Below are 21271 nucleotides of genomic sequence, written 5' to 3' on the forward strand. Positions count from 1 at the left end.
CGCGGCGCGGCGCGGTGGGCGTCGCCCCGGCGGTCTGCGGCCTGCGGTCGGCGGTCTGCGGCCTGCGGTCGGCGGTCTGCGGGCAGAAAATCATGCAAGCGTGCTTGATTGTTTCCTGGGGCGCTGCCATGCTCCTGGGCACCACACCCGGTCCCGAGGGGAGCGCACGTGTCCGCTGTCGTAGCCGTGATCGACGATCTGCGCGAAGAGAGCGACGAACTCGACGAGCTGGTGAGGGAGTTGGATGCCCCGGGCTGGCGTGGCCCCACGCCCGCCGAGCGGTGGACCGTGGCCCACCAGATCGCCCACCTCAGCTGGACCGACGAGGTCGCGCTGCTGGCGGCCACCGAGCCGGACCGGTTCGGCGACGAGGTGACCAAGGCTCTCGCCGCCCCCGAATCCTTCGTCGACGAGGCGGCCGACGCCCTGGTCGCCGCCCACGCCCCGGACGCCCTGCTGGCTCGCTGGCGGGAGGGCCGGCAGCGGCTCGACAAGGTCCTCCGCGACGCCCCGGACGGCACCCGGATCCCCTGGTACGGGCCGCCGATGAGCGTGGCGTCCATGGCGACCGCCCGGCTCATGGAGACCTGGGCGCACGGCCAGGACATCGCCGACGCCCTCGGCGTGACCCGGACCCCCACCGCCCGGCTCCGGCATGTGGCGCGGATCGGCGTACGGGCCCGGAACTACGCCTACGCGGTACGCGGCATCACCGCACCCGAGGCCGAGTTCCGCGTCGAACTCCGCACCCCGGACGACGAGATGATCGCGTACGGGCCGGAGGGCGCGGCCCAGCGCGTCACCGGGCCGCTCCTCGACTTCTGCCTCCTGGTCACCCAGCGCGCCCACCGCTCCGACCTCGCGGTCACCGCCGACGGACGCGACGCCGACCAGTGGCTCTCCATCGCCCAGGCCTTCGCCGGACCTCCCGGACCGGGCCGGCTGCCCCGCGCGGAGCAGGCCGGGCGAGGTGACCGATGACCGCCCCCGATCCCGCGCCGCTCCGGATCGGCAACGCCTCAGGCTTCTACGGCGACCGCTTCGACGCGCTGCGCGACATGCTCACCGACGGCCCTCTCGACGTCCTCACCGGCGACTATCTGGCCGAGCTGACCATGCTCATCCTCGGCCGCAGCCGCCTCAAGGACCCGGAGAAGGGCTACGCCACCACCTTCCTGCGCCAGTTGGAGGAAGGGCTCGGCCTCGCCCACGAGCGCGGGGTGAAGATCGTCGCCAACGCGGGCGGCCTCAACCCGGCCGGACTCGCCGACGCCGTACGGAAGCTGGCGGCCAAGGTCGGCGTGCCCGTCACCGTCGCGCATGTCGAGGGCGACAGCCTGCCCGTGCCGGACGGGTTCCTCACCGCCAACGCCTACCTCGGCGGTTCCGGGATCGCCGCCTGTCTGCGGGCCGGGGCCGAGGTCGTCGTCACGGGCCGGGTCACCGACGCGGCCCTGGTCACCGGGCCCGCCGCCGCCCACTTCGGCTGGGGCCCGGACGACCTGGACGCGCTCGCGGGCGCCGTGGTCGCCGGGCACGTCCTGGAATGCGGCACGCAGGCGACCGGCGGCAACCACGCCTTCTTCGGCGCGTACGACCCCGCCCTCCTCCGCCGCCCCGGCTTCCCGCTCGCCGAGATCCACGCCGACGGTTCGTCCGTCATCACCAAGCACGACGGCACGGGCGGGGTCGTCGACCTCTCCACCGTCACCGCCCAACTCCTGTACGAGACCGGCGGAGCCCGGTACGCGGGCCCCGACGTCACCGCCCGCCTGGACACCGTGCGGCTCACGGCCGACGGCCCGGACCGGGTCCGTATCGACGGCGTACGCGGCGAGGCCCCGCCGCCCACCCTCAAGGCCGGGCTCACCCGGCTCGGCGGCTGGCGCAACGAGGTCGTGTTCGTCCTCACCGGCCTGGACATCGAGGCCAAGGCCCGTCTCGTACAGGACCAGTTCGCCGACGCCCTGGAGCGCGGCGGCGGCCGCCCGCCCGCCGAGGTGCGCTGGGAGCTGTCCCGTACCGATCACGCCGACGCCGACACCGAGGAGCGGGCCGGCGCGCTGCTCCGGCTCGTCGTGCGCGACCAGGACGCCGAGGCGGTCGGCCGTGCCGTCTCCTCCGCCGCCATCGAGCTCGCCCTCGGCAGCTACCCGGGCTTCCATGTCACCGCCCCGCCCGGAAAGGGCGCTCCCTACGGGGTGTTCGAGGCCCGGCCCGTACCGGCGGGCGAGGTCGAGCACTCCGCCGTGCTGCCGGACGGAAGCCGCTTGATCATCGAACCTCCCGCGATCACACAGGAGTTGGCCGACGTCGGCGAACCGCCGCTGCCCGACCCGTACCCCTCCACCGCTCCCACCCGGCGCGTCCCGCTCGGACTGATCGCGGGCGCGCGCAGCGGCGACAAGGGCGGCGACGCCAACGTGGGCGTCTGGGTGCGCGACGACGACGCCTGGCGATGGCTGGCGCACGAGCTGACCGTCGAGCGGTTCAAGGAACTCCTGCCGGAGACCGCCGACTTGACCGTCGTCCGCCATGTCCTGCCCAACCTGCGCGCCCTGAACTTCACCGTCCACGGCCTCCTGGGCGAGGGCGTCGCCGCCCAGGCCCGGTTCGACCCGCAGGCCAAGGCGGTGGGGGAGTGGCTGCGGTCCCGGTGGCTGCCCGTCCCCGTACCGCTGCTGGAAGGCATCCCCCTCCCGGAGGTGACCGCATGACCATCCTGCCCACCGCGCTCGACCCCAGCAGCCCCGAGTACGCCGCCCATCGGGCCACCATGGTGGAGAAGCTCGCCGAGCTGGAGGCCGAGCACGCCAAGGCGCTCGCGGGCGGCGGCGAGAAGTACGTGACCCGGCACCGGGGGCGCGGCAAGCTCCCGGCCCGCGAGCGGATCGAGCTGCTCGTCGACCCCGACACCCCGTTCCTGGAGCTGTCGCCGCTGGCCGCCTGGGGCAGCGACTATGCCGTCGGGGCCTCGCTCGTCACCGGGATCGGGGTGGTGGAGGGCGTCGAGTGCCTGATCACCGCCAACGACCCGACCGTACGCGGCGGAGCCTCCAACCCCTGGACGCTGAAGAAGGCCCTGCGCGCCAACGAGATCGCCTTCGCCAACCGCCTCCCGACCATCAGCCTGGTGGAGTCGGGCGGGGCCGACCTGCCCTCCCAGAAGGAGATCTTCATCCCGGGCGGGGCGCTGTTCCGGGACCTCACCCGGCTCTCCGCCGCCGGAATCCCCACCGTGGCCGTCGTGTTCGGCAACTCGACGGCGGGCGGTGCGTACGTCCCCGGCATGTCCGACCACACCGTGATGATCAAGGAGCGGTCCAAGGTCTTCCTCGGCGGACCGCCCCTGGTGAAGATGGCCACCGGCGAGGAGAGCGACGACGAATCGCTCGGCGGGGCCGAGATGCACGCCCGCACCTCCGGGCTCGCCGACCACTTCGCCGTCGACGAGCACGACGCGATCCGCCAGGCACGACGCATCGTCGCCCGCCTCAACTGGCGTAAGGCGCACACCGATCCGGGCCCCGCCGAGCCGCCGAAGTACGACGAGGACGAGCTGCTCGGCATCGTGCCGGGCGATCTGAAGGTGCCGTTCGACCCGCGCGAGGTCATCGCCCGGCTGGTGGACGGCTCGGACTTCGACGCGTTCAAGCCGCTGTACGGGACGAGCCTGGTGACGGGGTGGGCGCGGCTGCACGGCTATCCGGTCGGGATTCTCGCCAACGCCCAAGGGGTGCTGTTCAGCGAGGAGTCGCAGAAGGCCGCCCAGTTCATCCAGCTCGCCAACCAGCGCGACATCCCGCTCCTCTTCCTCCACAACACCACCGGCTACATGGTCGGCAAGGAGTACGAGCAGGGCGGCATCATCAAGCACGGCGCGATGATGATCAACGCGGTGGCGAACTCGAAGGTCCCGCATCTGTCGGTCCTGATGGGCGCGTCCTACGGAGCCGGGCACTACGGCATGTGCGGCCGCGCCTACGACCCGCGCTTCCTCTTCGCCTGGCCCAGCAGCAAGTCCGCCGTCATGGGCCCGCAGCAGCTCGCGGGTGTGCTCTCCATCGTCGCCCGCGCCTCGGCGGCGGCGAAGGGGCAGCCGTACGACGACGAGGCGGACGCCGGACTGCGCGCCCTGGTGGAGCAGCAGATCGAGTCGGAGTCGCTGCCGATGTTCCTGTCCGGGCGGCTGTACGACGACGGGGTCATCGACCCGCGCGACACCCGGACCGTCCTCGGCATGTGCCTGTCCGCGATCCACACCGCACCGGTCGAGGGCGCCCGCGGCGGCTTCGGCGTCTTCCGGATGTGAGGCCCAGATGACCATCACCACGTTGCTCGTCGCCAACCGGGGCGAGATCGCCTGCCGGATCTTCCGCACCTGCCGTGACCTGGGCATCACCACGGTCGCCGTGTACTCCGACGCGGACGCCGACGCCCTGCACGTACGGGAGGCGGACCTCGCCGTACGGCTGCCGGGGGCCGCGCCCGCCGACACCTATCTGCGCGGCGACCTCGTCGTGGCCGCCGCGCTGGCCGCCGGGGCGGACGCCGTGCACCCCGGCTACGGCTTCCTCTCCGAGAACGCCGCCTTTGCCGCCGCCGTGCAGGACGCGGGGCTCGTCTGGGTGGGCCCGCCGGTGAAGGCCATCGAGCTGATGGCGTCCAAGACCCGGGCCAAGGAGCTGATGGCCGGGGCCGGGGTGCCGCTGCTCGCCCCGGTGGACCCGGCGACGGCGGGCGAGGACGATCTGCCGCTGCTGCTCAAGGCGGCCTCCGGCGGCGGCGGGCGCGGCATGCGGATCGTCCGTGAACTCGACGCGCTGCCGGGTGAGTTGCTGGCAGCCGCCGCGGAGGCGGCGTCGGCCTTCGGTGACGGCGAGGTCTTCGCCGAGCCGTACGTGGAACGCGGCCGGCACGTCGAGGTCCAGGTCATGGCCGACTCGCACGACACCGTGTGGGCGCTCGGCACCCGCGACTGCTCGCTCCAGCGCCGCCACCAGAAGGTCATCGAGGAGGCCCCGGCCCCCGGTCTGGACGAGACCCTGCGGACCCGGCTCCACGAGGCGGCGGTGGCGGCGGCCCGTGCCGTGGACTACCGGGGCGCGGGCACCGTGGAGTTCCTGGTCTCCGCCGACGGCCGCCCGTACTTCCTGGAGATGAACACCCGCCTCCAGGTCGAACACCCGGTCACGGAGGCCGTGTTCGGGCTCGACCTGGTCGCCCTGCAACTGCGCGTGGCCGAGGGCGAGCCGCTGCCGTCGGCCGCGCCCCCGCAGCCGTCCGGCCACGCGGTCGAGGCCCGGCTCTACGCCGAGGACCCGGCCCGCGACTGGCAGCCGCAGACCGGGGCCCTGCACGCACTGGAGGTGCCGGACGCACCCGGCCTGCGCCTGGACACCGGGTACACCGGCGGCGACACCATCGGCGTGCACTACGACCCGATGCTCGCCAAGGTCATCGCCCACGCGCCGACCCGAGCCGAGGCCGTCCGGCTGCTCGCCCGCGCGCTGGAGAGGGCCCGGATCCACGGCCCGGTCACCAACCGCGAGCTGCTCGTACGGTCGTTGCGCCACCCGGACTTCGCGGCGGCGCGCCTGGACACCGGGTTCTACGACCGGCACCTGGCCGCCCTGACCGCCCCGGGAGCCGGCGACCCCGCCACCGCCGCCCTCGCCGCCGCCCTGGCCTCGGCCGTACGCAACACCACCGCACCCGGCGGCCCGGCCCCCACCCGCTTCGGGGCCTGGCGCAACGTGCCCTCGGGGCCCCAGCGCAAGCGCTACCGGAGCGAACCCGACGGGACCGAACACGAGGTCGCCTACCGCACCGGACGCACCGGCACCCCGGAACCGCACGACGCCCCCGGCGTCCGGGTCCCGGCCGCCGCACCCGACCGCGTCACCCTCGAAGTCGACGGCGTGACACGGCACTTCGTCATCAGCACGCACGGCGACCGGATCCACGTGGACACCGCCGACGCCGCGCACACCTTCACCGCCCTGCCCCGCTTCACCGACCCCGCCACCCACACCGCCCCCGGCTCCCTGCTCGCCCCCATGCCCGGGACCGTCGTCCGCCTCGCGGAGGGCCTGGCCGCCGGGGCCGCCGTCACGGCCGGGCAGCCGCTGATCTGGCTGGAGGCGATGAAGATGGAGCACCGCATCCTCGCCCCCGCCGCCGGCACCCTCACCGCCCTGCACGCCGCCCCCGGCCACCAGGTCGAGGTCGGCGCGCTGCTCGCCGTGGTCCAGGAGGACCCGGCCGCCACCCCCGTACCCCTTTCCGTACCGGAGGAGACCGCATGAGCACCGCACGCACCGCCCTCGAAACCGAAGAGCACCAGGCCCTGCGCGCAGCCGTCGCCGCCCTCGGAAAGCGGTACGGGCGCGACTACATGACCACCGTCATCCGCGAGGGCAACCACACCGACGAGCTGTGGGCCGAGGCCGCGAAGCTCGGCTACCTCGGGGTGAACCTTCCCGAGGAGTACGGCGGCGGAGGCGGCGGCATGGCCGAACTCTCCATCGTGCTGGAGGAGTTGGGAGCGGCCGGCTCGCCGCTCCTGATGATGATCGTCTCGCCCGCGATCTGCGGCACGGTCATCGCCCGCTTCGGCACGGAGGAACAGAAGCAGACGTGGCTGCCGGGCCTCGCCGACGGCAGCCTCACCATGGCCTTCGGCATCACCGAACCCGACGCGGGCTCCAACTCGCACCGCATCACCACCACCGCCCGCCGCGACGGCGACGACTGGCTCCTCACCGGCCGCAAGGTCTTCGTCTCCGGCGTCGACATAGCCGACGCCACGCTGATCGTCGGCCGCACCGAGGACGCCCGCTCCGGCAAGCTGAAGCCCTGCCTGTTCATCGTCCCGCGCGACGCCCCCGGCTTCGGCCGGAACCAGATCGACATGGAACTCCACGCCCCCGAGAAGCAGTTCGAACTCGTCCTGGACGACGTACGCCTGCCCGCCGACGCGCTCGTCGGCGACGAGGACGCGGGCCTGCTCCAGCTCTTCGCCGGGCTCAACCCCGAACGGATCATGACGGCCGCGTTCGGCATCGGCATGGGCCGCTTCGCCCTCGGCAAGGCCGTGGAGTACGCCCGTACCCGCCAGGTCTGGAAGGCACCCATCGGCTCCCACCAGGCCATCGCGCACCCGCTCGCCACCGCGCACATCGACCTGGAGCTGTCGCGCCTGATGATGCAGAAGGCGGCCCGGCTGTACGACGAGGGCGACGACATCGGGGCGGGCGAGGCGGCGAACATGGCGAAGTACGCGGCCGGGGAGGCGTGCGTGAAGGCGGTCGACCAGGCCGTGCACACCCTCGGCGGCAACGGCCTGACCCGCGAATACGGCCTCGCGTCGCTGATCACTGCGTCCCGGGTGGCCCGCATAGCCCCGGTCAGCCGAGAGATGATCCTGAACTACGTCTCGCACCAGTCGCTGGGCCTGCCGAAGTCGTACTAGTCCCCGTCCTCTCCCCGGCCTCCGTGATCTGATCCCGTCCGACCCCTCCCCATACCTCCCCCACGGGGGCGATTCTGACCCTCCACACCCGCACGGCGTCCCGCGCCACCGCCCCGGCGGCGCGGGCGGCCGCGACGACAGGGGACCGCCATGGTGTTCCGCAGCGAGTACGCAGACGTACCGGCCCTCGACACGCCCATCCACGACGCGGTCCTCGGCGACGCCGCCGGGTTCGGCGACACCGTCGCCCTGATCGACGGGACGAACGGCACCTCCCTCACGTACGCCCAGCTCGACGGCTTCCACCGGCGCATCGCCGCCGCACTGGCCGAGGCGGGGCTCAGGAAGGGCGACGTGCTGGCCCTGCACAGCCCGAACACCATCGCCTACCCGGCGGTCTTCTACGGGGCCACCCGCGCCGGGGCCTCCGTCACCACGGTCCACCCGCTGGCCACGCCCGAGGAGTTCGCCAAGCAGCTCTCCGACAGCGGCGCGAAGTGGATCGTCACGGTCTCGCCGCTCCTGGCGACGGCCCGCCGTGCGGCCGAACTCACTGGCGGCGTACGGGAGATCTACGTCTGCGACCAGGCGGAGGGCCACACCTCCATCCTCGACATGCTCTCCTCCACCGCCCCCGAACCGGAGATCGCGATCGACCCCGGCGAGGACGTCGCGGCCCTCCCGTACAGCTCCGGCACCACCGGCACGCCCAAGGGCGTGATGCTCACGCACCGGTCGATCGCGACCAACCTGGAGCAGCTGAGACCGTTCATCCCGATGGGCGAGGGCGACCGGATCCTCGCCGTCCTCCCCTTCTTCCACATCTACGGCCTCACCGCCCTGATGAACGTCCCGCTGCGCTGCGGCTCGACCGTCGTCGTCCTGCCCCGCTTCGACCTGGCGCAGTTCCTGGAGGCCATCCAGACGCACCGGATCAGCGGCCTGTACGTGGCCCCGCCGATCGTGCTGGCGCTGGCGAAGCACCCGCTGGTGGGGGAGTACGACCTCTCCTCGCTCCAGTACATCGTGAGTGCGGCGGCCCCGCTCGACGCCGACCTGGCCGCCGCCTGTTCGGCCCGGCTCGGCGTCCCGCCGGTGCGGCAGGCGTACGGCATGACGGAGCTGTCGCCGGGCACGCACGTGGTGCCGCTCTCCGTCGAGCAGCCGCCGCCGGGCACGGTCGGCAAGCTGCTGCCGGGCACCGAGATGCGGATCGTGTCGCTGGAGGACCCGGCGAAGGACGCCGAACCGGGCGCGGACGGCGAGATCCTCATCCGCGGCCCGCAGGTGATGAAGGGCTATCTGGGCCGGCCCGACGCCACCGCCGACATGATCGACGCGGACGGCTGGGTGCACACGGGCGACGTCGGCCGGACCGACGAGGACGGCTGGCTGTACGTCGTCGACCGGGTGAAGGAACTGATCAAGTACAAGGGCTACCAGGTGGCCCCCGCCGAGCTGGAGGCCCTGCTCCTGACCCATGAGCAGGTGGCGGACGCGGCGGTGATCGGGGTGTACGACGCCGAGGGCAACGAGATCCCGAAGGCGTTCCTGGTCCGGGGCCCGGCGGCGGACGGCCTGACCGAGGACGACGTGATGGCGTACGTCGCCGAGCGCGTGTCCCCGTACAAGAAGGTGCGGCAGGCCGAGTTCATCGACGCGGTGCCCCGGGCGGCATCCGGCAAGATCCTCCGGCGCGAGCTGCGCGACCGCGAGAAGACGGAGAGGACCGACGCGAAGTGACCCTGATCGTACGGACCGGGGAGCGGGGCATCGCGACGCTGACGCTCGACTCCCCGGCCAACCGCAACGCGCTCTCGGCGGCGCTGGTGGCGCAGTTGCGCGACGCCCTGGCGGACTGTGCCGCCGACGACACCGTACGGGCGGTGGTGCTGGCCCACACCGGGTCGACGTTCTGCGCCGGGGCGGACCTGAAGGCACCGCCGGACCCGGCGGCGTTCGTGGGCCTGATGCGGGAGATCGTGGCGCTGCCGAAACCGGTGGTGGCCCGGGTGGACGGCCATGTCCGGGCGGGCGGTCTGGGCCTGCTCGCGGCCTGCGACATCGCGGTGGCGGGCGAGGCGTCGTCCTTCGCCCTCACCGAGTCCCGCCTCGGCCTGGCCCCGGCGGTCATCTCGCTCACGCTGCTCCCGCGCCTGGACCGTACGGCCGCCAACCGCTACTACCTCACCGGTGAGCGCTTCGACGCGGCGGAGGCGGCCAGGATCTCGCTGGTGACGGAGGCCGCCGAGGACGTGGACAAGGCGCTCGTCCCGGTCCTGGACGGGCTGCGCCGGGCCTCGCCGCAGGGGCTGGCCGCATCGAAGGAGCTGGTCACGGCTACGGTGCTGAGGAGCTTCGACCAGTACGCCGAAGACCTCATCGCCCGATCCGCCGCGTTGTTCGCCTCCGACGAGGCGAGGGAGGGGATGACGGCCTTCCTGGAACGACGGGACCCAGCGTGGGTGCGGTGACCTCCTCCTCCACCACTCCTCGGGCTGCTCACGCGCCCAAGCAGGACCGCAGCCGGGCGACCCGGCAGCGGCTCCTGGAGGCCGCGGTGGCCTGCCTGGCCGAACACGGCTGGGCGGGCTCCACCGTCTCCGTCGTCGCCGAGCGGGCCGGCGTCTCGCGCGGCGCGGCCCAGCACCATTTCCCGACCCGCGAGGACCTGTTCACGGGTGCCGTGGAGTACGTCGCCGAGGAACGCTCCGCCGCCCTGCGCGCGCTGCCCGTCCAGGGCCGGGCCGAGGTGGTCGCGGCCCTCGTCGACCTCTACACCGGCCCGCTGTTCCGGGCCGCGCTCCAGCTCTGGGTGGCCGCCTCCAACGAGGCCCAGCTCCACCCGCGCGTCACGGAGCTGGAGGCCCGGGTGGGCCGCGAGACCCACCGCATCGCCGTCGAACTCCTCGGCGCGGACGAGTCCCGCCCCGGCGCCCGCGAGACGGTCCAGGGCCTGCTGGACATGGCCCGCGGCCTCGGCCTCGCCAACCTCCTCACCGACGACACCGCGCGGCGGGCGCGGGTGGTGGCGCAGTGGGCGACGCTGGTGGAGGAGGGGCTGGGGCCGCCCCAGGGCTGAGCCCGTGCGGACCTTCCGGTGTACGGGAGTTGGCGCGAGGGTGAGGAGTGGGCGGCGAACGTCCGCACAGCCGTCCGAACGACCGTGGGCCGCCGAACCGCTGGCTACGTTGACGCTGTGCGGAGGCAGCAGTGGTCAGCGAACGACGGCGCGGGCGCGGGCGCGCGAGGTGTGTCCAGGGACGCCGAGCAGGCGCGTCGGGCCGTGCTTCCGGCCGGACCGGGGGTCTTCGGCGGCGGTCCCGGCGGTCTGATGCCCCTGCAGCGGATGCTGGGCAACGAGGCCACCACCCGGGCGCTGCGCCGCCAGAAGCGGCCCGCCGCCCCGCCCCCGGCCATCGACGAGCGGGCCGAACAGGGGCTCGTGCTGCCGCCGTACCTGATGGACCTGGAGGCGGGCGGACTGTCCACCGCGTACGGGCTGACCGGGCAGGAGTTCGTGCGCAGCGCCGTCGCGGCCGTCGTGGGCCACGGCGGTGGCACGGTGGCCGCCATCGCCGCCGAACTGGCCGGGAGGCCCGAGTCGTTCTTCGGCCGGGGCCGTGCGTTCGCGACGGAGGGCGGACAGGGCGGCGGCGACGGGTTCGACGTGACCGTGCGCATCGCGCCCGCGCCCGACGACCGGCCGCCCACCTTCCACCCGGCCGCCGACCTGCCGTCGGCCGCACCGGACCCGGGCGGGGCGCCGCTCGCCGCGGTCGACGAGGCCGAGGGCAAGGAGACCAAGGTCGACGTCCAGCACAACAGCGGGGCCACCGCGAGCAGAACGTCCGGCAACTCCTCCAGCACCGGCGTGGGCGGCACGGCCTTCGGGCTCGCCCCGGTCGCACCGGGGCTGTGGCTGGGCGGCGCGGTGACCGGCAGCGTCCAGCCCTGGCAGTCCTCGCGGGACTCCCGCGCCCAGCGGGGCGTCGCCGAACCACGGGTCCTGCGCAGCGACAAGGGCTCGGTGGAAGTGAATCGCCGGGTGGTGTACGTCGTACGGATCCGGCCCCAGGCGGGCGGCGACGAGCAGACATTCCGGGGCTCGGGCGGCCTCACCCAGCGGGTGCCCACCGAGCACCTCATCCCGGCGGGCACCGGGGCGCCGGACCGGCCGCGGCCGGTGGACGACGACCTCGCGCACCGGGTCGCGCTGGCCGACTCGCTGGCCCCGGTCGCCGTCTCCGACACCGAGGGGCCGCACCAGGGCGGCGGCGGCCTGTTCGACGCGGTCGCCTCCGTCCTGCACCCCTCCGTGACCGCACCCGGAGCACCCGGCCGCTCCCGGCTGTACGAGGCGACCGCCACCGCGACCGTGCTGGAGGACCTGCCCCGGCTGCTGGGCAACGGCGTCACCGGCGACGACCTGTACTCCAAGGACGGCAGCAGCGCCGGCAGTTACCGCATGCGCGCCGCCGTCACCGGTCTGTCGCCCGCCTGGTCCACCGGCAGGACGCAGCTCCGTACCCACCAGCAGGCCCAGCACACCGCGACCGAGTCGGCGGGCAAGGGGCGCGCCGTCGCGGGCGGCGTCGGCCCGGCGATCGGGGTCGGGGCCGCGGCCAACGCGGCCGTGGTGCGGGCCACCGCGATGCCGGTCGCCGCCGCCCGCAAGGCCAGGTTCAGCGTGAACGAGCAGACCGTCTCCAGCCGGCAGGGCGCGGAGGTGCGCGGCGAGAAGGCGCTGTACCTCGGGACGGTGGAGTTCACCGTGGAGGGCACCGGGCCCCGGTCGGTCCGGGCGATCCTGCGCCCGGAGGCACGGGAGGCCACCCACGCGATGCGCGTATGGGTGAGCCTGCGGGCGGACGAGGCACAGGAGTTGGGGCTGCCGCTGCCGCCCGGGGTGACGGCGGACGCGTTCATCAAGAGACCGGAGCCGCGGCCGTGGGCCCCCGGGGCGAACGACGAAGAAGGCGAGGGACGCGCGGCGGACGAACGCCACCTGCCCTTCGGCGCGATGGGATCGAGCGTCACGCTCGGCCGGCTCGACACCGCGCCCATGGTGAAGGCCGTGCAGGAGCTGTTCGCCACCGACCCCCGGCTGACCGGCTATCTGCCCGCCTTCGGCGCCACCGCGCCCCCGGCGGGCCTCAGCAGGGAGGAGGACGAGGCGCAGCGCACCAACCACCGCGAGCTGATGGCCGCCCTCTCCGAGGCCAACCTGCGGGTGAACAAGGACCAGTTGCTCTCGACCGGCATCCGGGTACGGCTGCGCCGCAAGTCCGCGATGCACTCCCACGACGTACAGCTCCGCGTCCACGGCGAGTTGGGCGAGGCGAGCCACCTCGGGGACATCGACGACTGGCTGGTGCGCGCCCACTCCGGCGTCGCCGCCAACGCGCAGAGCGGGCGCAGCAGTTCGCGCTCCATCGGCGGCATGGTGCTGGCCCAGGCCCGCCTGGTCCCCGGCGTCCTGACCGGCTCGGCCCGCTACGAGCGGCAGAGCTCGGGCTCCCGCCGCAACCAGGGCGGCCCCACCACCCGTACCGACGTGCTCACCAACGGGTCGGAGAAGGCGAGCGCGTTCGGGGCGGCGCTACGGCTGAACGTGGACGTCACCATGACCTCACGGCAGCGCAAGCTGGCCCGCGCCGTGACCCCGGGCGGCCCCGGGCGGGACGCGCCGGAGGCGAAGCTGCTGTCCGGCCTGCACATGGAGGAGCAGAACGTCCGGCTGCTGACGCCGTCCGAGTTCACCGTCGGTACGGAGGAGAAGGCGCGCCTGGACGCGGGCGGAGGCCAGGCCCCCGGCCCGGAGCAGGCCGTCGGCGCGGCGGGCATCGGCGAACTGTCCCGGGCGGCCCCGGCCCCGGCCACCGGGCAGCTCGTACGGGACTGGCAGCTGGTGGAAACGATCGGCGACGGGCAGCCGGTCCGCGATCTCGCCCTGGCCCTGCTGTCCCGGGCCGCCGCCCGCGGCAGGGCGGGCCGCCAGGACCCGGCGCTCGCCACGGAGGGCCTGGCCCCCCGGCTGGCGGTCGAGGAACGCTTCAGCCCCCGGGCGATCACGGCCGCGCTGCGGCAGGCGGCGTCTTCCGGCTGGGTGGTGAAGAACCTGCGCTACCCGCGCCGGCTGGCCGCGCTGAACGGCGCGGTGGGCACCCGGCTGGCGCTGGCCGCACCGCAGTTGGTGCACGAGGCGGCGGGCCCCGGCACGGAGACGTATCTGCTGGGCGGCCACCAGGCCGGCGGACAGCAGGGGGAGGGCACCTCCAGCACGGTCCAGGTCGGGGCCACCGGCGTACAGAACGGCGCGGAGTGGCGGGTCGGCGAAGGCATGTCGGGGTACCGCACGACAGGCAGGGGCGACAGCGAGGCCGCCACGGTGTCGGGCACCGTGGAGCGCAACGCCCACACCCCCAAGAAGGCCCCGCTGTATCTGGTCCGCTGCGACCTGCTCGTCACGATGGTCGCGGAGGTCAAGGTCACCGGCGGCGGCCCGTACGTCGCGGACGCGGCCCGGACCCTGCCGGGCGCGGCGGCGGTGTGGCTGACGGCGGAGCAGCTGCGGGCGGCGGGGGTGGAGCTGCCGGAGTCGGCGCGGAAGGCGCTGAAGCTGGATGCGGAGGCATCGACGTCGGCGGCACCGGCGGCGGCATCGGCGGAGGCGTCCACGTCAGCGGCGGCCCCGGCAACGGCATCCGCGTCCGGAGGGCCGGTCCCCGGCGGGCCGGCCCGCCCGGGACCGACCCTCGCCCGCGATCTGCCGCTCGGCTTCGGCATGATCGAGGAGCTGCCGGACTTCGTGCCGCTGCTGGACGGACTGCGCGGCACCCTCGCACGCACGGGCCAACAGGACCTGTCCGACGACCTGTTGCCCCGCCAGCAGCTCCGCGACCGCAACGACAACGTGCAGCGCCTGCTGAGGGTCCTGGACCGGGACGGCTCCACCGGACTGCTGGGCAGCGCCATGGACGGCGGCGTCACCGTGGAGCTGCTGGACGGCCGCAGGACGCCGTACTGGGCGGTGTTCAAGGTGGACCGGGTCGGCGCGGGGTCGTGGGAGGGGGCGGCGGACGACGGCCGGGACATGGAGTACATCACCTCGGCGGCCGCCCAGCAGGCCACCTCGCACGACGAGGGCGCGACCACCGGTGTGGAGGGTGTCCTCGCGGGCTCCGGCAAACCGGACGGCGGGGCGGGACCGGTCAAGAGCGCCGGGGCCGCGGCCGGAATCGGCGTCGCCTCGGGCTCCGGACGCCGCCGGGGCGAGGCCGCGCGGGGCCAGCTGGGGATGAAGACGGTCGCGGAGGCGAAGACGGCGAAGGCGGCGAAGATGCGGGTGCCGGTCATCGCCACCCTCGAACTCCACCGGGGAGACCGCCGGTTGGCGTTCGCCGCCTCGGGCCGTACGTCGCTGGTCCACCGGATCCTGGAGAGCGACCTCACGGCGCTGCGCCGGACGACCGCCCCGCGCCGGGCGCCGGTGCGCGCCCCGTCGGACCGGCCGGCCGGCGACCCGGCCGGACTGGGCTCCTGGCGGGCCGACGGGGTGCCGCTGCCGATGGAGGCGCAGGTGAACGGCTTCCAGGGCGCGCCGCGCGTACGGGAGTTGGTGAACACGGCGGTACGGGCGGCGGGCGGCGGCGACCGCTTCCGGCAGAAGGGCCAGGCCGCCGCCTACACCCTGGGCGAGGCGGTCTCCACCGAGTGGCTGATCTCGGCGCTGCCGCTGCTCACCAACGCCGGGGCGGAGCTGCCGCCGGTGCACGCGAGCGGGGCGTCGGGCCAGGACCTCCGGGCGTCGGTGCACGCGCGACTGCGGGCGGGGCGGGTGCTGGGCGCCGGGGACAAGATGACGTTCGAGACGGTCGCCCAGAGCCACCTGGGAGCGCCGCGCCCCACCCAGGGCGAAGGCCAGAGCGCGGCCGAGCAGAGCAGGCAGGCGCGCGGGCTGCTCGGCGCGGGCGTGCTGAACGCCGACGAGTTCCGCCTCAACCAGCTGATGGGCAACACGGGCGGCGCGGGCTCGGCGAGCGGCGCGGCGGCACACGGCGCGGGCTCGATGCCGCTGCACAAGCCGAAGTTCACTTCGGTGCTGGTGCAGTTCACGCTGGACGTCAGGGTGGTGGCCCGGGTGACGGACCGGGTGCGTTCCTCCCGTACGACGGTGGCGGAGCGCGAACTGACGCTGCCCCGCCCGGTGGTGGTCCGCATGCCGCTGCCCACGGCGACCCGCCTCCTGGCCGCCCACCCGGACGCCGTCACCGACCCACGCGACCACCTGGGCCTGCGCGCCCCGGCCGCACCACCGCCGACGGGGCCGTGACGGGCTCCTGGCGGGCTCCCGACCTCAGGGAGTGTTGCGGCCCTGGGAGGCGCTGCCGTCGTAGACGTGGTCCGGGGTGGCGATCTGCGTCACCGCGCGGGCGAGCAGGGTGGACGGCTCCTGGCCCCCGCTGAGGGAGTCCGTGTTGATCATGATGACCATGGTGGCCTTCTGCGCGGGCAGGTAGACGGTCACGGTCTCGTACCCCGGCAGCGAACCGTTGTGCCCGATCCACCCGCCGGTCTCGAAGATGCCCAGGCCGTAGCTGAGCCCCGGGAACCCGGTCGGCAGGGTCGTGAGCCGCTGCGCCTGGGTCTCCGGGCTGAGCAGCTCACCTGTGGCGACGACCTTGGCCCAGCGCCGCAGGTCGTGCAGATCGGAGATCATCGCCCCGGCGGCCCACGCCCAGCTGGGGTTCCAGTCCGTGGCGTCCTCGGTCTCACCGCTCAGCGTCTGGTCGGTGTAGCCGTGGGCGTGCGGCTCGGGGAACTCCGCCCCGGTCGGGAAGAGCGTGCTGCGCAGGCGGGCCGGGCGGAGCACCCGCTCATGGATGACGCGGTCGAGGGGCTGACCGGTGACCTTCTCGATCACGAGCCCGAGCAGGACGAGGTTGGAGTTGGAGTACTGGAACTCCGCGCCCGGCTTGAAGGTGTTCTTGTGCTGCATGCCGTACGCGAGCACACCGCGCGGGGTGAACGAGCGGTACGGATCGCTCAGCAGGTCGTGCACGAAGCCGGCGTCGGCGGTGTACGGGAACAGACCGCTGCGCATCCCGGCGAGCTGACGGAGCGTGATCCGGTCGCCGTTGCGCACGCCGGAGACGTAGCGGGAGATCGGATCGTCCAGCTTGACGCGCTTGTCGTCGACGAGCTGGAGCAGCGCGGTGACGGTGAACGTCTTGGTCTCACTGCCGATCCGGATGCGGGTGCCGGCGGACATCGGCTCACCGGTGACCGTGTTGCCGACGCCGCTCGCGTGGATGTAGCTGCCCTTGCCCGGCATCCACAGCCCGACGACGGCACCGGGGATGCCGGCCTGCTCGCGGACGTCCTCGATGGTCCTGTCGAGCTCGGCGGTCAGCGCGGGGTCGAGACCACCGGGCGGACAGCGGTCGTCGCCGTGCCGCTCATGTCTGCCGCCCTGCCCGCCCTGCCCGCTCTGGTCGTGCTGGTCGAGGGTCGCGGCGTGCACCGCCGGGACGGGAGCCATGGCCATCGGGGTCAGGACGGACGCCGCGAGCAGCAGGGCGGCGAACGGACGTCGAGCGGGGGAGCGTCGCATGGGGGGATGCCTCTTCCGAGCCGTGTGTGGGGGAGGGAGGGGGGAGCGGAACGGACGGCAACGACACCATCCGTCCCCAGGCCTCCGTGCCGCATCCCGCCCGCGCCCTGCCAAGTCCACTCGTTCGGAGCCGCGCGGAGTCAGGCGTGCCCGGAGCCCTCACCGCCCGGAACCGGCGTCCCCTGGTGGTAGTACAACCGCCAGGCCGTCTCGCCGGCCCTCCTGCGCCACAGCGAACTCCGACGGGCCCGCTCGCCGCCGACGACGGTCTCGTACGTGAGATGCACCAGCCCGGGCGCCAGCACCACCCCGGTCATCCCGGAGGGCTCGAAGCGCGGCCCGTCCGCACCTCCGCCCTCCAGATCGGGGAGCGCGGCGACCATCTCCTCGTACGTCCACCGCCTCCCGGACGCCCCGACCTCGACGAACTCCGGGTCGAGCAGCGTCGCGGCGAGCGACCGGGAGAGCCGCACAGCGGGGTCGAGCAGCCGCAGCTCGCCGTCGATGGCCGCGTTCACCTCTGTGCTGTCCTGGGGTTCCTGGCTCATCCGCTCATGATCGCCGAAGAGCGGCATGCCCGTCAGGGCGGATTCGGTGGCGGACGCGTCGGTCAGGACGCCGGCCGGGGGCTCGTCGGCCCGGCCCGGCAGGGGCGGCAGCGGAGCGCCGTGCGGCCTCCGGATGGATGAAGGCGTGGCGCCAGGTTCCGGGTATGCGGACGCCGTCCGCTGTGCGATGGGTGATCCGTCTGCCGGTCATCGGGCCATGTGCCGCGACCGAGCCTGACGGCCCGCTCCGTGGTCCGCCTCCGGTGCTCACTAGGTTCGGGCCATGGCGATCACGTACGAGTGGCGGGGCGACGTCGACAACGCGGCGCTCAACGAGCTGCATGCCCAAGGGTTCGGGCATCCGGTCGAGCAGACGGACTGGCGGGCAAGGCTTCGACGGCACAGCCTCGGCTGGGTCTGCGCACGGGAAGGCGATCGCCTGGTCGGCTTCGTCAATGTCGCCTGGGACGGCGGAGTCCATGCGTTCGTCCTGGACACGGTCGTGGCTCAGCACCGTCGGTCGAACGGGGTGGGAGCCGCGCTGGTCGAGGCAGCTGCTGAGGGAAGCCGTGCTGCGGGGTGCGAGTGGCTGCATGTCGACTTCGAAGAGCGTTTGCGGTCCTTCTACTTCGACGCGTGCGGTTTCAGAGAGTCGGTGGCAGGGCTGATCGCTCTGTGACCTGAGGGCCCCGGCCGGGCGTGGCCCCCGCCCGGCCGGGCCGTCGATCGCCGAGTGCGGGCGCGGGCCACCGCGCCCCATCACTCCTCGCGCAGGCCCGTGATCAGCTCGCGCGGCAGCCCGTGCGTGTCGTGGAGGTAGTGGAAGTCCTCCTCGGTCAGCGGGCCCCGGAACCTGGGCCTGGCGAGCACGGTTCGGCCGCGTTCCAGGAGCCGGTCGAACCGCTGCTCCTCGTCGATCAGCGTCCGGCGCACCTCGCTCGGGCGCATGTCCTGCCGGAAGTGGTCCACGGTGTGCTGGATCAGCTCGTCCGGGAGGTCGCCGATTCCGTGCGAAGGGGCCTCCTCCTGCCGGAGCACGGTGAGTACGCGGCGCAGCAGGCGGCGCAGCACGTAACCCTGTCCGGTGTTGGCCGGGCGCACGCCGTCGCCCAGCAGCACGACCACCGAGCGCAGGTGGTCGCAGACCAGGCGCAGCGAAGGTTCGTCCAGGGTCCACAGGGCCGGTACGAGGCGGCGCCAGGGGTCGAACACGTCGCACTCGAAGACGGAGGACCGGCCCTGGAGCAGCGAGGCCAGCCGTTCCAGGCCGAGTCCGGTGTCGACGTTGCGCTGGGGCAGCGGTACGAGGGAGCCGTCGTCGAGGCGGCGGTGGGTCATCGTCACGTGGTTCCACACCTCCACCCAGCGGTCGTCACGGGTGGGCGTCGACTGCGGCGGGCCGTCGCCGCTCCACAGGAAGAACTCCGAGTCGGGCCCGCACGGGCCCACCGGTCCGTTGGACCACCAGTTGTCCTCGACGGTGAGTTCCACGGGGACGCCCAGGCGCTGCCACAGTTCGACCGAAGCGGTGTCCGGTCCCGTCCGGCCCGTCCGTTCGTCACCGGCGAAGGCGGTGGCGTGCAGCAGGCCGGGGTCGATGCCCAGGCCCTCGGTGAGCAGGCCGTACCCCCAGTCGAGGCTGAGCGGGCCCTCGTAATCGCCCAGCGACCAGGTGCCGAGCATCTCGAACACGGTCAGGTGGGTGGCGTCCCCGACCTCGTCCAGGTCGGTGGTGCGCAGACAGCGCTGTACGTTGACCAGCCGCTTGCCCAGGGGATGGGGGCGGCCCTCCAGGTACGGCGTGAGCGGGTGCATGCCCGAGGTGGTGAAGAGCACCGGGTCGCCGGGCGGCGGCAGCAGTGTCGAGCCGGTGATCCGGCGGTGGCCGCGCTCTTCGTAGTACTCGACGAACGTGCTGATCAGCTGGTCCGTACGCATGGGAGTGGCTCCTTCGCGTCGTGGCGGGGAGGCACCGGAGAACGGACCCGTTCAGTCACCCGGCCGGGGCCAGAGGCTCCACGGCACTGCCGACGGACCGTTTCCGGTCGCCGGGGGATGAGGAAAGTCAGGCGGCGGCGGCCGGCGAGCTGGTCGCTCGCGCGGTCGCGGTGGTGCGTGGGCCGGTGACGTTCATGTCACCGACCATAACGCGGTCCCGCCCGATGAGGCACACGAATTTGCCGGACCGCAGGCGCGCCGGGCGACGCGCCTGCCCCGCGCAGGGGAGCGGCCCCTCGGTCAGCCCGTGATCAGCCTCGGCCGCGCGAAGTCCGTGTTGTCCACGACCGCGTCCATCCTCGGCAGCGGGTCCACCTCCGCGAGGTACAGGCGCTCCGCCACCAGGTAGCGGTCGCGGTGGATGGCCTCCGCGTCCGAGCCCGCCCAGTTCTGGTCGCGTTCCGCACCCCGGCGTACGGAGAGTTCGGCGTCCACGTCCATCCAGATCCGGAAGTCCCAGTACGCGTCGGTCTCGGGCCGGAACGCGAAGACCCCGTCCACGATCAGCACCGAGTCCGGGGTGAGCGGGGTCGTGTCGGACGCGTGGTTCCGCTGGGTCAGCGGGTCGATCGAGCACAGGGAGCAGGACGTCGCCGCCGGGGTGCGGGCCGGGTCCAGCAGGAGGCGCCTGGCCGCCTCGTAGTCGTACGCGTTGCGGTAGTAGCCCTCGCCCGACTCCCGGTCGTACAGGTGGCGGTCCTTCCACGGGTTCTTGAAGTCGTCCAGCGTGGCCCGGAGCACCGGGCGGCCCGACTCCGCGATGCGCGCCGCGAGTTCGTGGCCGAAGCTCGTCTTCCCCGCCGCCGTGAAGCCGTCGATGCCCACGAGCAGCCGGCCCGGGCCGAGCGCCCGTACGCGCTCCGCGAGCGCTTCGGTCAGGGCGCCGCGCTCGGCCGACGCCGGTGCGGGGCAGGGCTGTTGCCAGGTCGAGGGGGAGTGGCGTACGGATGCCGCTTCAGTGGGTCCCATCGGCCGATCCTCGCAAAGGCTCCTGGCGGGCCCGCAAGTGGGCCCGTTCGCCCTGGTGGCCGAAGAGGACCAGCAGCTCTACGGTGCGGTCGTCGTCGGGGCCGAGCCAGTGCGGCACATGCGTGTCGAACTCGGCCGCCTCGCCGGGCTTCAGAACGAGGGTCCGTTCGCCGAGGATCAGCCGGAGCCGGCCGGCCAGGACGTACAGCCACTCGAAGCCCTCGTGCGTGCGCAGGGTCGGCTCGGTGTCCGGTCGCGGCGGGAGCAGCAGCTTGTGGGCCTGGACTCCGCCGGGGCGGCTCAGCGGTACGTACGTGAGGCCGTCCCGGCTGACCGGGCGCAGGTGGATGCGCGGATCGCCGGTGCGGGGCGCGCCCACCAGTTCGTCCAGCGGGACCGCGTGGACCTCCGCGAGCGGCAGCAGCAGCTCCAGCGTGGGCTTGCGCGTGCCGCCCTCCAGGCGGGACAGGGTGCTCTCGTTGATCCCGGTCCGCTCGGCCAGCTCGGCGAGCGTCATGCCGTGCTTGCGCCGCAGTTCGCGCAGGCGGGGGCCCACCGCAGCCAGTACGCCGTCCTTGCTTCCCGTGTCTCCCATGCCTTCAGGTTGCCGAAACAGCATGGAATCTTGCAAGTGCGGCAGGGGGTGGCGCACCTTCCTGCTGAGCG

At 73.6% G+C, this 21271-nt stretch carries 15 protein-coding genes; 10 read left to right on the forward strand and 5 right to left on the reverse strand.

Annotated elements, in window-relative coordinates; all coding sequences use genetic code 11:
- Nucleotides 1-168 precede the first annotated feature (168 nt).
- The 9 genes from KV381_RS21500 (at nt 169) to KV381_RS21540 (ending at nt 15809) form a co-directional block, all read left to right on the forward strand.
- Nucleotides 169-981: a TIGR03084 family metal-binding protein gene (locus tag KV381_RS21500; protein WP_218786019.1), complete on the forward strand. Its 813-nt coding sequence runs from the start codon at nt 169-171 to the stop codon at nt 979-981.
- The gene (locus tag KV381_RS21505; protein WP_218786020.1) at nt 978-2717 is read left to right on the forward strand and encodes an acyclic terpene utilization AtuA family protein; all 1740 of its coding nucleotides are present in this window, start codon (nt 978-980) and stop codon (nt 2715-2717) included. Before KV381_RS21500 ends, KV381_RS21505 begins: the two co-directional genes overlap by 4 nt.
- The gene (locus KV381_RS21510) at nt 2714-4312 is read left to right on the forward strand and encodes an acyl-CoA carboxylase subunit beta (protein WP_218786021.1); all 1599 of its coding nucleotides are present in this window, start codon (nt 2714-2716) and stop codon (nt 4310-4312) included. Before KV381_RS21505 ends, KV381_RS21510 begins: the two co-directional genes overlap by 4 nt.
- A 7-nt stretch (nt 4313-4319) precedes the next feature.
- A complete protein-coding gene (locus KV381_RS21515; protein ID WP_218786022.1) occupies nt 4320-6308 on the forward strand; it encodes a biotin carboxylase N-terminal domain-containing protein in 1989 nt (662 codons plus the stop codon).
- Nucleotides 6305-7474 carry an acyl-CoA dehydrogenase family protein gene (locus KV381_RS21520; RefSeq protein ID WP_030628277.1) on the forward strand — a complete coding sequence of 390 codons (1170 nt, stop codon included), beginning with the start codon at nt 6305-6307 and terminating at the stop codon, nt 7472-7474. Before KV381_RS21515 ends, KV381_RS21520 begins: the two co-directional genes overlap by 4 nt.
- A 150-nt stretch (nt 7475-7624) precedes the next feature.
- Nucleotides 7625-9217, forward strand: a complete 1593-nt coding sequence (locus tag KV381_RS21525) for a 4-coumarate--CoA ligase family protein (protein ID WP_030628279.1) — start codon at nt 7625-7627, stop codon at nt 9215-9217.
- Entirely contained in the window at nt 9214-9948 is a 735-nt protein-coding gene (locus tag KV381_RS21530) for an enoyl-CoA hydratase family protein (protein WP_218786023.1), read from the forward strand. Before KV381_RS21525 ends, KV381_RS21530 begins: the two co-directional genes overlap by 4 nt.
- A complete protein-coding gene (locus tag KV381_RS21535; RefSeq protein ID WP_030628283.1) occupies nt 9936-10556 on the forward strand; it encodes a TetR/AcrR family transcriptional regulator in 621 nt (206 codons plus the stop codon). Before KV381_RS21530 ends, KV381_RS21535 begins: the two co-directional genes overlap by 13 nt.
- 117 nt (nt 10557-10673) lie before the next feature.
- Complete coding sequence (locus tag KV381_RS21540; RefSeq protein WP_256995133.1) at nt 10674-15809, forward strand: hypothetical protein; 5136 nt, start codon at nt 10674-10676, stop codon at nt 15807-15809.
- Between the two features lie 24 nt (nt 15810-15833).
- Here the strand turns inward: KV381_RS21540 and KV381_RS21545 are convergent, their stop codons facing one another.
- Nucleotides 15834-17090, reverse strand: a complete 1257-nt coding sequence (locus tag KV381_RS21545) for a serine hydrolase (RefSeq protein WP_218786024.1) — start codon at nt 17088-17090, stop codon at nt 15834-15836.
- Nucleotides 17091-17230: 140 nt separating this feature from the next.
- Nucleotides 17231-17638, reverse strand: coding sequence for a DUF4440 domain-containing protein (locus KV381_RS21550; RefSeq protein ID WP_193463729.1), 408 nt, complete (start codon nt 17636-17638; stop codon nt 17231-17233).
- Nucleotides 17639-17921: 283 nt separating this feature from the next.
- Between KV381_RS21550 and KV381_RS21555 the strand changes: the two genes are divergently transcribed.
- Nucleotides 17922-18317, forward strand: coding sequence for a GNAT family N-acetyltransferase (locus tag KV381_RS21555; RefSeq protein WP_086778669.1), 396 nt, complete (start codon nt 17922-17924; stop codon nt 18315-18317).
- Nucleotides 18318-18397: 80 nt separating this feature from the next.
- On the opposite strand, the gene KV381_RS21560 is transcribed toward KV381_RS21555, so the two are convergent.
- The 3 genes from KV381_RS21560 to KV381_RS21570 form a co-directional block, all read right to left on the reverse strand.
- Nucleotides 18398-19576: an alanine--tRNA ligase-related protein gene (locus tag KV381_RS21560; RefSeq protein WP_030083215.1), complete on the reverse strand. Its 1179-nt coding sequence runs from the start codon at nt 19574-19576 to the stop codon at nt 18398-18400.
- A 300-nt stretch (nt 19577-19876) separates the two neighbouring features.
- A complete protein-coding gene (locus tag KV381_RS21565; protein ID WP_218786025.1) occupies nt 19877-20605 on the reverse strand; it encodes a uridine kinase in 729 nt (242 codons plus the stop codon).
- Complete coding sequence (locus KV381_RS21570) at nt 20592-21200, reverse strand: helix-turn-helix domain-containing protein (protein ID WP_193463726.1); 609 nt, start codon at nt 21198-21200, stop codon at nt 20592-20594. The genes KV381_RS21565 and KV381_RS21570 overlap by 14 nt, the downstream gene beginning before the upstream one ends.
- Nucleotides 21201-21271 lie beyond the last annotated feature (71 nt).

The sequence above is a fragment of the Streptomyces sp. WY228 genome, assembly GCF_019287315.1.
Classification (GTDB): domain Bacteria; phylum Actinomycetota; class Actinomycetes; order Streptomycetales; family Streptomycetaceae; genus Streptomyces; species Streptomyces caviscabies.